The organism is Bilophila sp. T19-St14 (assembly GCF_059728385.1).
This window is the reverse complement of record NZ_BAAGFT010000001.1, coordinates 625,601-639,453: the sequence shown is the minus strand read 5'-3', so window position 1 is coordinate 639,453 and position 13,853 is coordinate 625,601. Positions and strand designations below refer to the sequence as shown.

General features: G+C 59.5%; 8 protein-coding genes. 3 read left to right on the top strand and 5 right to left on the bottom strand.

Annotated elements, in window-relative coordinates:
• Positions 1–173: 173 nt before the first annotated feature.
• A complete protein-coding gene (locus tag AC6I1V_RS02900; protein ID WP_486854978.1) occupies positions 174–1,145 on the top strand; it encodes a hypothetical protein in 972 nt (323 codons plus the stop codon).
• 259 nt (positions 1,146–1,404) lie between these two features.
• Here AC6I1V_RS02900 and typA read toward each other — a convergent pair whose 3' ends face one another.
• Positions 1,405–3,255, bottom strand: coding sequence for a translational GTPase TypA (gene typA / locus AC6I1V_RS02895; RefSeq protein ID WP_483971885.1), 1,851 nt, complete (start codon positions 3,253–3,255; stop codon positions 1,405–1,407).
• A 406-nt stretch (positions 3,256–3,661) separates the two neighbouring features.
• On the opposite strand from typA, the gene AC6I1V_RS02890 reads away from it, so the two are divergent.
• On the top strand, positions 3,662–4,156 hold the full coding sequence (locus tag AC6I1V_RS02890; protein WP_486855060.1) for a CYTH domain-containing protein: 495 nt from the start codon (positions 3,662–3,664) through the stop codon (positions 4,154–4,156).
• Between the two features lie 411 nt (positions 4,157–4,567).
• On the opposite strand, the gene AC6I1V_RS02885 is transcribed toward AC6I1V_RS02890, so the two are convergent.
• The 4 genes from AC6I1V_RS02885 to AC6I1V_RS02870 form a co-directional block, all read right to left on the bottom strand.
• Positions 4,568–6,433, bottom strand: coding sequence for a sigma 54-interacting transcriptional regulator (locus AC6I1V_RS02885; protein WP_486855044.1), 1,866 nt, complete (start codon positions 6,431–6,433; stop codon positions 4,568–4,570).
• Positions 6,433–10,059, bottom strand: coding sequence for a response regulator (locus tag AC6I1V_RS02880; RefSeq protein ID WP_497736831.1), 3,627 nt, complete (start codon positions 10,057–10,059; stop codon positions 6,433–6,435). The genes AC6I1V_RS02885 and AC6I1V_RS02880 overlap by 1 nt, the downstream gene beginning before the upstream one ends.
• 45 nt (positions 10,060–10,104) lie before the next feature.
• On the bottom strand, positions 10,105–10,329 hold the full coding sequence (locus AC6I1V_RS02875) for a translation initiation factor IF-2 (protein ID WP_302553374.1): 225 nt from the start codon (positions 10,327–10,329) through the stop codon (positions 10,105–10,107).
• Between the two features lie 73 nt (positions 10,330–10,402).
• On the bottom strand, positions 10,403–10,693 hold the full coding sequence (locus AC6I1V_RS02870) for a cysteine-rich small domain-containing protein (protein ID WP_486855047.1): 291 nt from the start codon (positions 10,691–10,693) through the stop codon (positions 10,403–10,405).
• 308 nt (positions 10,694–11,001) lie between these two features.
• Here AC6I1V_RS02870 and AC6I1V_RS02865 point away from each other — a divergent pair, with 308 nt between their 5' ends.
• Entirely contained in the window at positions 11,002–13,728 is a 2,727-nt protein-coding gene (locus tag AC6I1V_RS02865; RefSeq protein ID WP_486855015.1) for a molybdopterin-dependent aldehyde oxidoreductase, read from the top strand.
• Positions 13,729–13,853: the final 125 nt, after the last annotated feature.

Sequence of the window (13,853 nt, the reverse complement as noted above, 5' to 3'; positions counted from 1 at the left end):
CAGAAATATATCCCAAAATACGCAAAAAAAGTGTGCGAACAGGGTTTACTTTTGGTATTGGTGACCCCATGTTGAGGCCTGAATCGTTGCGCGTGCCTCCGATAGGCGTTCGGTTTGCCAGCGGGACGCGGCGGGGCGCGCTTCACTTTCTGCCCTGTTAATGAGGAAATGGCATGGAATCGATGTCTGTATTGGAGCGTTTGTCCGAACTGTTGCCCGCTTTGCCGCCGGGCCTCATCGAAGCATGGGGGCAGCTTGCGCTGTTCGCCGTGCCTGTATGCTTATATCTCGCGGCAGTCGTGTTGCCTTTTGTGGTGCTCTATGGACTGATCCGCGCCCATTTTGGCAGAAGGAGCCTGTTGGAGCGCTGTTCCCGCCAGCAGGCGCGGTTTGCCAATTTTTTGAACTGGCTGTTCGTCGTGTGCTTCGCGGGCCTCGGTCTGACAAAGATCGTCCCCTACGACACCTTTCCCCCCCTATATCAGGCGGGCCTATACCTTTCGGCGGGCCTTCTGCTTGGCGGGGCCATCATCTGGGCTATCGTGGTGGCGGCGTGGAAGCCGCTGCGCAGTTGGCCCGTGCTGCACGGTTTTCTCGCGTTTTTGACCGGAAGCAGCCTTGCCTGCCTCCCCATCATCGGGCTTATTCTGGGCCGCGTGGCCTTGCAGGGCACAGAGCTGCCGCAAGAGAACGACCTTCAGACGCTGATCGATCTCCTGTTGCCTTCCGTCAGCGATCCTTTCTGGTTGTACTTCGGGCTGATCCACTTCCTTGAGGTTGCCTCTGCGGGGGCTCTGGGGCTGTTCTGGCTTCTCGTCCGGCGGAATATAGACGACTTCGGGCGTGACTACTATGTCTTTGCGGCCAACTGGTGCGGCGAGTGGGCCGCGTGGGGTGGTTGGCTTTCTTTGATCATGGCGGGCGTGCTGTGCTTCATGCTGCAAACGCAGGAGCTGCTGACGTTTGAAAATCAGGGTGCACTTCTGTTCGTCGCCGCGTTGTTTGCGGCGTTGTTCATCCCCTCCGTCATCTGGACGGTCATCGCCCGGAGCACGACGCCGATGCGCCATAAGATCGGCATGATCTTCTCCCTCCTGCTCTTGATCGTCGCTATCGCCAACAGCGGCGTCCTTGTACTGCTGTAGCGGGCCGGGAAGAGCCTTTTACTGTTCCCCGCAAGAGGCCCGTCTTCTCCCATCAACTACGCAGATCATCCACTTACGAGAATGAGAAAGCCCGTGCGGAACAGACCAGCACGGGCTTTCTTGCCTGTTACGGCAATACCTTTGAACAGGGATTCGATAAACGCGAAAGTCTTTGGAGAGGAAGGGGGAGAGGTTTGGAGAGGGGGAAGGGGAACCTTTCTCCAGAAAGGTTCCCCTTCCCCCTCTCCAATCTTAAGATTTACTTCCCCGGGCTGGCGAGCTTCTTCTTGCCGGCGGACTGGTAGCGCTTGAGTGCATTCAACTCGGCCTTGCGCAGGCGGATGGAGTGGGGGGTTACTTCGACCAGCTCGTCTTCACGGACGAAATGCAGGGCATGCTCCAGCGTCATGGGGCGGACGGGCGTCAAGACAACGGCTTCGTCCTTGCCGGAGGCGCGTAGATTGGTGAGTTTCTTTTCCTTGGTAGGGTTCACGTCGATGTCGTTATCACGGTTGTGCTCCCCGACGATCATGCCTTCATAGACGGGATCGCCAGGCACCACGAAAAGCTGGCCGCGCGGCTCAAGATTGAAGAGCGCGTAGGCGACGGCGTTCCCGGCGCGGTCGGACACGATGGAGCCAGTGAATCGGCTCGGAAAATCGCCGCGATAGGGCTCGTAACCTTCAAGCAGGGAGTTCATGATGCCCGTGCCCTTGGTGTCGGTGAGGAACTCGTCGCGGTAGCCGATGAGCCCGCGGGACGGAACCGAGAATTCCAGACGGACGCGGCCCGTGCCGTTGTTCACGCAATTGACCATGCGGCCCTTGCGCTGAGCGATCTTGTCGGTCACGACGCCCATGAAATTTTCGTCGCAGTCAACGTAAAGCTGTTCGATGGGCTCAAGGAGCTGCCCGTTTTCGTCCCGCTTAAAGATGACTTCTGGGCGGCCCACGCAGAGCTCGAAGTCTTCGCGGCGCATGGTTTCGATGAGGATGGCCATCTGGAACTCGCCGCGGCCCTTGACGATGAAGCTGTCCTTCTCGTCGGGCTCCTCAATCTTGATGGCCACGTTGATGAGGGCTTCCTTAAGCAGGCGCTCGCGGATCTTGCGGGACTGAACGTTCTTGCCTTCGCGTCCGGCGAGAGGCGAGGTATTGATGGTAAAGCGCATGGCCACGGTGGGCTCATCCACACGGAGGCGCGGGAGCACGCGGATGTTTTCCTTGGTGCAGATGGTGTCGCCGATGGCTACGTCATCCATGCCCGCGATGATGACGATGTCGCCGGGCATGGCTTCCGTAATATCGACGAGACGCAGGCCTTCGTAGGCTTGCAGGCGGGTCACGCGCAGGGGCACGGGGACGCCCGCCTCGTTGACGCAGACCAACGCCTCGTTGGAACGAACCGTCCCATGCAGGCTGCGGCCCACGGCGAGGCGTCCGAGGTATTCTGAGTAGTCGAGATCCGAAACCAGCATTTGGAAGGGTTCTTCGGGATCGTAGGACGGGCCGGGAACTACTTCAAGGATGGTTTCAAAGAGAGGGGAGAGATCTACGCGGGGGGCGTCCAGCTCGCGCATGGCTACGGCGTCGCGTCCGATGGCGTAGAGCACCGGAAATTCGAGTTGTTCTTCCGTAGCGTCGAGATCGATGAACAGATCGTAGACTTCGTTCAGCACTTCCTGCGCGCGGGCGTCCTTACGGTCAATCTTGTTGATGACCACGATAATCTTGAGGCCGCGTTCCAGCGCTTTGCGGAGCACGAAACGGGTCTGGGGCAGAGGGCCCTCCGCCGCATCGACTAGTAGGATGGCGCCGTCGGCCATGGATAGGGCGCGCTCGACCTCACCACCGAAGTCGGCGTGGCCGGGGGTGTCGATGATGTTGATTTTCACGCCGTTCCAGCTCACGGCACAGTTCTTGGCGGAGATGGTGATGCCGCGTTCCCGTTCCAGATCCATGCTGTCCATGACACGGTCATCAACCTGCTGGTCGCTTCGGAAAATCCCGCTCTGGCGGAAAAGGGCGTCCACGAGCGTGGTCTTGCCGTGGTCAACGTGAGCAATGATGGCAATATTACGGAGCTTTTCGTTACGAACGAGATCTTTCAAGAAAGTATCCTCATGGAGATTGGCCGGACGAGACCGGAAGGGCAAGCCGGAAAAAAAGGGCGCGTCAACAATGACGGAATCGGTATCTGTACACCGTTTCGCCTTGTTACGCAAGCGGCTGTAAAAATGCTTTCCCAAGCGGAAAAGGAAATGGGGGAACCCATATGCCCAGCCCCAGCTTTCCGAATAGGATTCCTCCAGCTTTTCAAGAAGAACACATATCTACATGAGTTCCTTAGTTTTATTCAGCGTATTTTGGAGGATAGGGAGAACCCTCATGTACACGGAGCCCGTAACGTATCCCGTATACGGAAAGCGTTTCCGGTGGAAAACACCGAGCCTGTACGCTGGGGCCGAAACGCGGTAGAAGGGAAGCATACGACATCGGGCCGTACAGGAGGATGACATGAATGTGGAAATCGAGCGGAAATTTCTTGTCAAAAGCGAGGCATGGCGCGGGCTCGCCGAAGGTGTGCGGTTCCGGCAGGGCTACTTGCAGACGCACCCATGCACGATCCGCGTGCGTACGGAAGGCGAACGCGGCGTCCTGACCGTTAAAGGACAGACACGGGGTTTTTCCCGCGAGGAGTTCGAGTACGAGATCCCGCGCGGGGATGCCGACAGGATGCTTGATACGCTGGCGCTGCCATCCCTCATCGATAAGATCCGTTACAAAATTCCTTATCAGGGCTTCGTTTGGGAAGTCGACGAGTTCCTTGGGGACAACGCTGGGCTTGTCGTCGCTGAAATCGAACTTTCCGACGAGGGGCAAGCCTTTGAACTGCCCGATTGGATTGGGGAAGAAGTGACGGGAGACCGCCGGTATGCCAATTCTGCGCTGTCGAGCTGCCCGTTTTGTACATGGCAGGCTGGATTCCCTGACACCATGCGGAAGCGTTAGGGGCAGGGGCTTTTCCGGAAAAAATTTTTCTCTTTTGGCCCTGTTATAACATGTGGTTGCTTCATCTTTACAGCACGGTGAAAGTACAGCCTTTTTCTCCTGTTTTCCTTTTGGCGGGATCCACGGCTAAGGCATTTTGTTGGTTATTCCTTTGGAACTTCAAGAAAAAAGGCATCAACCATTTTCTAGGTCGTATCGGCAATTAGATATAATTTATCCAAATTATTAAACTGTTTTTCATAAAAAAGATTGTTTTCGATAATTTCAAGTGATTGTATGTAAAATGACGACACGACCTAGGACACAACTTTCCTTTTCTTCCCCCAAATCGCCGGACAGAGCACGTCCGTCCTCTTTCCCAAAGGCTTTCGCGTTTGTGGAATCTCAGAGCGAGGCGTTTCCTGAACCGGGCTATTTGCCTTCTTCGTCCTCCAGATTGAACTGCTTGATCTTGCGGAACAGGGTACGGCGGTCGATGCCGAGGATATCCGCTGTTTCCGCGCGCTTCCAGTCGTTGCGGCGGAGGGTTTCGAGCAGGTATTCCCGTTCAAAACGATCCAGCGCCGTAGCCAACGGCTCCTGCGGGAGGGCTTGGCGGTGTTCGGCCTCGTCGGAGCCTGTTTGCCCCCCGGCGGGAAGCTGTCCTGAACCGACCTGCAATGTGCCGAGCTGGACTTTGCCGAGCGTCAGGTAACGGTACAGCGTATTGTGCAGTTCGCGGATGTTGCCCGGCCAGTCGTACTGCATGAACGCCTGCATGACCTCGCCGTTGAGGGAGGGGAGATCCCCGACGCGGGGGTAGGCGTTGAGGAAGTATTCGATGAGCAGGGGGATGTCCTCCTTGCGCTGACGCAGAGGGGGGAGGTGGATCGGGATGACGTGGATACGGTAGAAGAAGTCCTCGCGCATCTGCCCTGAAGAGACCCGTTCAGCCAGATTGCGGTTGGTGGCGGCGATGATGCGGAAGTTGGGCTTGTGCAGGTCGGAGCCTCCGACCGGGGTGAAGCCCTGTCCCTCGATGGCGCGGAGGAGCTTGGTCTGGGCGGAAAGGCTCAATTCCCCCAGCTCGTCGAGGAAGAGGGTTCCGCCGTCGGCCCGGTCGAGGCAGCCCTTGCGGTCGGCCAGCGCGCCCGTGAACGCGCCTTTCTTGTAGCCGAAGAACTCGCTTTCAAAGAGGTTTTCGGGGATGGCCCCGCAGTTCACCGCGATGAACGGCTTGTCGCAACGTGCACTGCATTCGTGTACTGCACGGGCGGCCAGCTCCTTGCCTGTCCCGGATTCCCCGAATATGACCACGCAGTCCTCCGTGGCTCCTGCGCGGGCAATGAGCTCAAACACCTCGCGCATGGGCGGCGAATCCCCGACAATGTTGTTGAAGCAGCGGGCCTTGAGGCGTTCACGGAGTTCTTCGTTTTCCCTGCGGATGCCGAGCTCGTTCTTTTGCTTTTCCGTAATGTCGTTGACGAGCCCTTCAATGGTAATGAGTGTTCCCGATGCGTCGAACGCGCCCGATGACTGTTCCCACACCCATTTTTCCTCGCCCCACGCCGTGATGATGCGGTAGACGAGTTCCCAGCGGCGGTGCTCTTTGAGGGCTGTTGCGATGGTGCTGCGGATGGTTTCACGATCCTCTTCGTGGGCAATGTCCAAGAGGCCGAGGCGTTCCTCACCCATGAACCTGTCCGGCGCATACCCCGTCAGGCCAAGGACGCCGTCGCTGACGAAGCTGACCGCGCGGCGGGCGTCGGGGATGCCGCCGATGACGGTTTCCCGGTAGGCGAGGCCGGGCAGGTTGTCGAGCAGGGCCAGCAACTGGCGGCGGTGCTCGTCCAGCTCCTTGCCGATTTCGGCGTTGTGGCGTTTGAGCTGTTCGCGCATCTGCTTGTTCATGATGTGCGTACGCACGCGTGCCAGCACCTCGGCGTCATGGAACGGCTTGGTGATGTAGTCGACGCCGCCGACCTCGAACCCCCGCGTTTTCTGGCTGGGATCGTCCACGTAGGAAATGAAGACCACGGGAATGTCGCACAGCCGGGGATCCCGCTTGATGTGCTCGCAGACGGCATAGCCGTCCATGTCCGGCATCATGACGTCAAGCAGCACCAGATCCGGGATCTGCTTGCCCATATATTCCAGAGCCTTTGTCCCGCTTTTGGCGACGCCGAGCCGGTACTCCCGGTTCAGCTTGCTGACGAGGATCCGCAGGTTGGTGGGATCATCGTCCACGACGAGGACAAGGGGCTTTTCGTATTCCGTTTCCATAAGCAGAGGCTCCATCACAGCGTATCCGGGGGAAGCAGCGCCAGCGCTTCGTCATAATCGTAGAAATCGATCGCCTGCTGTAGTTTTTCCATCAGAGCAGATGGAAGGAAAGCCGTCAACGGCATGAGCGCCTCCGCGATCCGTTCGGGATCGGCAAGGGCCAGCATCTCCTTGAAATGTTGCAGTTGCGCTTTTTGATCTTCATTCAGCGTTCCGGCCTGTATGGGCTGGGGTGGGGCATCCTGCTGCTGCGGCGTTTCAGGGAGGGCTTCCAGTACGGATATCTGCACGGTGGCGAAGGCCTCCTCCAGTGCGTTGAGCAGGGGAGAGAATGTCTGTGCAAGCGCCGCCGTTTCGACGGAGGCGTTCCCCGATTGCTTGACGAACTGCTTGAGCGCGAGCTCCAGCGCGTGGGCATCCTGCTGTACGGCGATGGCCCCCACGTTGGCGGATGCGCCTTTCAGGTTGTGGGCTTCGCGGATGAGCCATTCCCACGCCGGGCGGCACAACGCCTGTTCGGGCAGGGCGGGATCGAGGTACAGCCCCTTGCGCAGGGCGGGCAGGGCTTCTGAGGTGTTGCGCACGTAGCCCCGCAGGATTTTCTGGTACGTCTCCGGCGAAACGTTGAGGCGTTCGATGGCCCCGGCGTCGAGGCAGGGAGGCAGGGGGGTGTTGTTGAGCACGATAGGGGCGGAAAGCGCCGAGGGTTCCGAGCCCTGCGGGGCCTGTTCGGGCTTGCGCGGCAGGATTTTGTTCGGAAGCAGGGCCCGCAGCGTGCCGAACAGGGCCGCACGGCTGAGGGGTTTTGAAAGGTATCGGGCGATCCCGGCGGAAAGCGCCCGCATTTTGTCCTCGTGCATGGCGTGGGCCGTGATTGCGACGATGGGCAGCCCTTCGAGTTCGGGCATGGTGCGGATGATCCGGGTGGCCTCATAGCCGTCCATGACCGGCATCTGGACGTCCATCAGGACGAGATCGAAGCGTTCGCCCCGCTGTGCGCCGACCCTGAGCGCGTCGAGGGCCTGTTTGCCGTTGCTGACGATGGTAAGCTGGACGCCCGTATCTTCAAAGAGCGCTTCCATGATTTCCTGATTGGTGGGGTTGTCTTCCGCCACAAGGATGCGGACATCGTGGAACAGCGGCGTTTCCATCGGCGAGGGCAAGGAGTGCAGCCGCCCGGAGTAGGCCACGAGGCAGGGCTCGTTGAGGGAAACAATGGATTCGTGCAGTCCGCGCAGGGTCACGAGGGACAGGATGGCGACCTGCCCGTCATGCTGGGCGGCGTCCCGGTTGGATACGGAAAGGATCTGTTCGCCCGCGTGCTCGTCCATGAGGATTGCGGGGATGGTGCGCCCGAAGGCCGTGCGCAGTGCGCGCAGGGCATACAGTGTATTGGGTTCCGAAAGCTTGCGGTCGAGGAACAGAAGATCCGGCTGCTTCTTGGGCAGAGCCTGCGCCTTGCTTACGGCCTCCTCCGTGTTTGTGGCCGTAAGCGCATCAATGCCGAGGGCCGAGAAGTGGCGGCAAAGGATTTCCGTCTGGAGCGGCGAGGCGCTGAGGACGAGCGCATGGATCGGCTGGGCCGGTGGGGGCGGCAGCTGCGCGGTTGCTCCAGAGTCGGGCTGGGTACATAGCGGAATGGAAAACGCGAAGGTGCTGCCGACGTTGGGTTCGGATTCCACCCATATTTCGCCGTGCATCATTTCGACAAGCTGGCGGCAGATGCACAGGCCGAGGCCGGTTCCCCCGTGGCGGCGCGTGGTGGAGGCGTCCACCTGTCGGAAGGGCTGGAAGAGCTGGCCGAGGAATTCCGGCGCGATCCCGACGCCCGTATCGCGCACGAAACAGATGATCTGTATGCGCCGCTGTTCCGGGCAGGTGTCGGAAGGCAGCGGTTCGGCATGGCCCTGCTTGAGCGTCACGCAGATCTGCCCGCCGGGGCCGGTGAATTTCACCGCATTGGTTACGAGGTTCATAATGATCTGTTGGAGGCGCCCGGCATCGCCGATCAGCGCGATCTGCATGTGCGGGTCCATGTCCACGACGAGCTCGATGCCGCCCGCATGGGCGTTGTGCAGGGCTACGGTACAGACGTGATGCACCACGTCGTCCAGCATGAACGAGGCTTGTTCAAGCTCAAGGTGCCCGGCTTCGATCTTCGATACGTCGAGCAGATCATTGATGATTTCAAGAAGCGCCCGCGAGGACTGGAGGATGGCCCGGAGGTAGCGGTGCGGCGGGGTCTTTTCCTTGAGCAGGGCAAGTTCGGCAAAGGCCATGATGCCGTGCAGGGGCGTGCGGATTTCGTGGCTGATGTTAGCGAGGAACTGGCTTTTCGCGGTTGTGGCGGCGTCGGCGGCTTCCTTGGCGAGCTGGAGCTCGGCATTGATGGCTTGCAGGTCGCGCGTGCGCTCGTTGACGCGGTGTTCCAGTTCCACGTTGGACTGCTCCAGCATGGCCCGGCTTTCCCGAAGCTCCTTTTCGGCACGGTCGTATTTGGCCAGTTCCTGATTGAGCTGGGCCGTCCTGCGCGATACCTGCCGCTTGAGGGAAAAGTTCCAGTAAAGGACAAAGGCAAATACCGTGAACAACACTTCCGCCGCAAAGAGCATCATCCAGATGGTCTGTTTGGAGAAGGCCTTCTTTTCATACGGCTGGAGCCACTTCTGGGCAATGATCCTGCGCTCTTCCTGCGTGATTTTGCCGAGCGCCTTGTTGATGATGCTGTGGAGTTCGGGCCAGTCCTTGCGGATGCCGAAGGCATGTCCGTAAGGCGCGTCGATGGGGCCGGCGACGCGGAGGTTGCGGATGCCGCTGTTGTTGATTTTTTCCGTAATATTGAACTGGTAGTCGATCATGGCGTCGACTTCGCCGAAGGCGACTTTCTGCAACCCCTCCAGCGTGTTTTTGACGGGCACGGGCACTATTTCAGGGTGCAGTTCCTCAAGGAAATCATGCCACGAATACCGGTTGACCACCGCGACCTGCTTTCCGGCCAAGTCCTTGATCCCCTCTATGTCCGGTTCCGTTTCGCCCGTGGAAGGGCTGCGGGCCATGAGCCCGTCCTTGGTGGGCTGCCGGGCCACGATGATGCCGGGGAGCACAATGTAGGAGGGCGTGAACAGCATATATTGGGAACGGTGCTGCGTCTCCGCTGCGGCGATGTACATATCCACCTTGTGGGACGTGGCCATGTCCGTCGTGTCGCTCCAGTCGGAGGGGGGCGTGATGCGGAAGGTGAGCCCCGTCATCTTGTGGAGGATGCGGAGGTAGTCCGGGCCGATGCCGGTATAGCGGCCTTCGGCGTCGAATTTTTCCAGAGGGTAGAAATCGGGATCGATGCCGACCCGGACAGTGTGGTTCTTGCTGAGCCACAGGCGTTCCTGAGGCGTGAGATCGTCGGAAATGGATTCCTGCCGTTCCATGACGGCATCCACAGGATCGACGTTCCGGTCGAACAGGTTGTCCTGCATGGCTTTCAGGACGAGAAAAACCTGCGTCGCCACGAGAAACACGCCGAAAAGAAGGACTGTCAGCAGACGCACGCGAACCTCATACAACTCGGAGTAGGTGGGGGAGCCAGCGGGCAGGGAAGGCACCCGCCGAGCCTCCAAAAAAGAGGCAAGCCCGGAACGTCCCATGTCGGCGCATCCCGGGCTTATTACGGATCATACGGAAGGTCAGGATCAGTCCTTGCCGAGGCCGGAAAGGTACTCATGGGCGGCTGTCAGCACGTTCGGCATGAGGATTTCCCCAGCTTTAGGGTTACATTTGGCCATGGCGATGCACGCGGCCAGATTGTCCCGGACGCGTTCAGCCATGTGGCGGGCCTGCGTCTGGGGCGTCAGGGTTTCCATGTGGGCTTCAACCTTGGCGAGGGCTTCTTGGGCTTGTTCGAGCTTGTTGGGCATGAGGGATCATCCTTGCGCAAAAGTGTTTCAGAAAGGCGACTATAACGCAGGCTCTGCTGTTTTTCAAATAAGATCATTCCGTGGGCTGTCGAGGCCCCTTTTCCTTCCTTTCCGCGGCGCTTTGGCGTATCGCCGCGGAAAGTCTTTGGATAATGCGATCATAGTTGTCGGGTTGATGGGGGGCGCGGCAGAGGGTGCAGTCCTTTATACCGTTCGCGTTCCAGCGGGGGGTGCCGATGCATTCCGGCAGGAAATAGAGCGGGCAATAACAGAAAAGGCAGTTGAATGTTTCAGGATCCGCGTTAGGGTGGCACGGAAAGTAAGCGCAGGACGTGTTCCTGAAAAAGCGGGAGCTGTTTTGCATGGGTGTTTCCTTAAAAACAGTATCAGTGTTTTTCGGGTGACCGCATTGACAGAATGCAGGGCTTCTTATATGCACAAATAAACATATCCGCTCTTCCAAGCAGGGTAGGATAGGTGCACGTCATCGGGAACCGTTTTTGTACGGAACCGTGCCTGTGAGGGTGCGGGGAAGGAGCGGCTTCCGAATGTACTCATCAAGGCAGGCTACAGGGGAACCGGCGAAAAGGGAACAGCCCTTTCGCCTGGGTATCCAGAAACCCTCCGGTTGGGCCCGTCAGACGGGCCGGCCGTGGAATCAAGGAGTGGCACATGATTTCCAAGACTCTCATTGTAAATGGCATGACGAAAACGCTGCTGGTGAATCCGGATGATTCGCTGGCCGACGTATTGCGCGGGCAGCTTTTGCTGACCAGCGTAAAGGTCGGATGCGGCACGGGTCAGTGCGGTGCCTGTAATGTGATTCTGGACGGCAAGCTGGTGCGTACCTGTACGCTGAAAATGAAACGCGTTGAAGACGGGGCCTCCGTCACCACCCTTGAAGGTATCGGCACGCCCGAACATATGCACCCGTTGCAGCTTTCGTGGATGTTCCACGGCGGCGCGCAGTGCGGTTTCTGTACGCCCGGCTTCATCGTGTCCGCCAAATGCCTGCTCGACAAGAACCCGGCCCCGACCCGCAACGACGTGCGCGACTGGTTCCAGAGCCACCGCAACGCCTGCCGCTGCACGGGCTACAAGCCGTTGGTCGATGCCGTCATGGACGCCGCCGCCGTCATGCGCGGCGAGAAATCCATCAAGGACATCGAATATAAGGAGCCCGTGGACGGCCGCACATGGGGTTCCCGCCGTCCGCGTCCCAACGCCGTCGCCAAGGTGACCGGCACGCACGACTTCGGCGCGGATACCGCCCTCAAGATGCCTCCGAACACGCTGCATCTGGCGCTGGCTCAGGCCAAGGTTTCCCACGCCAACATCAAGGGCATCGATACCTCCGAAGCGGAAGCCATGCCCGGCGTATACCGCGTGCTGACCCATAAGGACGTTAAGGGCAAGAACCGCATCACCGGCCTCATCACCTTCCCGACCAACAAGGGGGACGGCTGGGATCGTCCCATTCTGAACGATACCAAGATATTCCAGTACGGCGACGCCCTCGCCATCGTGTGCGCCGACTCGGAAGCGCACGCCCGTGCCGCCGCAGACAAGGTCAAATTTGATCTCGAACTGTTGCCCGAATACCTGAACGCCCCGGACGCGATGGCTCCCGACGCCATCGAGATCCATCCGGGAACCCCGAACGTGTATTTTGAGCAGAAAGAGGTGAAAGGGCAGGAAACCGCGCCCTTTTTCGCCGACGCCAATAATGTGGTCGTGGAAGACAGCTTCTACACGCAGCGCCAGCCCCACCTGCCCATTGAGCCGGACGTGGGGTACGGCTATATGAATGAAGAGGGCAAGCTGGTCATCCATTCAAAATCCATCGGCCTGCACTTGCACGGCCTGATGATCGCCCCCGGTCTGGGGCTTGATTTTGCCAACGACATGATCATGGTGCAGTGCAACGCGGGCGGTACCTTCGGCTACAAGTTCAGCCCGACGATGGAAGCGCTTATCGGCGTGGCCGTGCTTGCCACAGGCCGTCCCTGCCATCTGCGCTACAACTATGAACAGCAGCAGCAATACACCGGCAAGCGCTCGCCGTTCTTTACGACCGTCCGTTACGCCGCCGATAAGGCCACCGGCAAAATCAAGGCGATGGAAACCGACTGGATCGTCGACCATGGCCCGTATTCCGAATTCGGCGACCTGCTGACCCTGCGCGGTGCCCAGTACATCGGTGCTGGATACGGCATCGAAAATATCCGTGGTATCGGCAAAACGGTCTGCACGAACCACGGCTGGGGGGCTGCGTTCCGTGGCTACGGCGCTCCGGAAAGCGAATTCCCCTCCGAAGTGCTCATTGACGAGCTGGCCGAAAAGCTCGGCATGGATCCGCTGGAACTGCGTGCGGTCAACTGCTACAAGCCCGGCGATACCAATCCTTCCGGGCAGGCCCCCGAAGTGTTCAGCCTGCCGGACATGATCGATATCATGCGCCCCAAGTTCAAGGCGGCGAAGGAAAAGGCCGCGGCGAATTCCACGGATACCGTGAAGCGCGGCGCGGGTGTGGCTATCGGCATCTACGGCTGCGGCCTTGACGGCCCCGACTCGGCGGAAAGCTGGGCGCAGTACAATGAAGACGGCACGGTCACTATCGGCGTGTGCTGGGGCGATCATGGGCAGGGTGCCGACGCCGGCGCGCTCGGTACGGCTCATGAGGCTCTGCGTCCCCTGAACATCGCCGCCGACAAGATCCGCCTTGTCATGAACGATACCTCCAAGGCCCCCGTAGGCGGCCCGGCTGGCGGTTCCCGTTCGCAGCTCGTGGTGGGCAATGCCATCCGCGTAGCCTGTGAAACCCTGATCGAGGCTATGAAGAAGCCCGGCGGCGGTTTCTACACCTATGACGAAATGAAGGCCGAAGGCCGCGAAGTCCGGCAGTACGGCAAGTGGACTACCCCGTGTACGTCCCCGGACGAAAACGCGCAGGGCGAGCCCTTCTGCTGTTATATGTACGGCCTGTTCATGGCTGAAGTGGCCGTGGACATCACGACCGGTAAGACCACGGTGGAAAAGCTGACCATGATCGCCGACATTGGTAAGGTGAACAACCGCCTCGTAACGGACGGCCAGTTGTACGGCGGCTTGGCGCAGGGTGTCGGTCTCGCCCTGACCGAAGACTATGAGGACATCAAGAAGCACTCTACGCTTATCGGCGCCGGCCTGCCCTACATTAAGGACATCCCGGATGACATTGAGCTGATCTATCTTGAGAACTCCCGCAAGGACGGCCCGTTCGGTGCTTCCGGCGTGGGCGAGCTCCCGCTTACCGCTCCGCATGCCGCCATCATCAACGCCATCTATCAGGCTTGCGGTGCCCGCGTGACGCATCTGCCCGCACGGCCCGAAAAGGTGCTGGCCGCTCTGAAGAAGTAATTGATGGAGTGAGATGACGCGCCCGGCCTTGCTCGTGAAGGCCGGGCTTTGCAGCCCTCCCGGTTCTTGTATAGCGAGATGCGTTATGCGGGCCGGGAGGGTCTTTGATTTCGACGGTTTTCGGG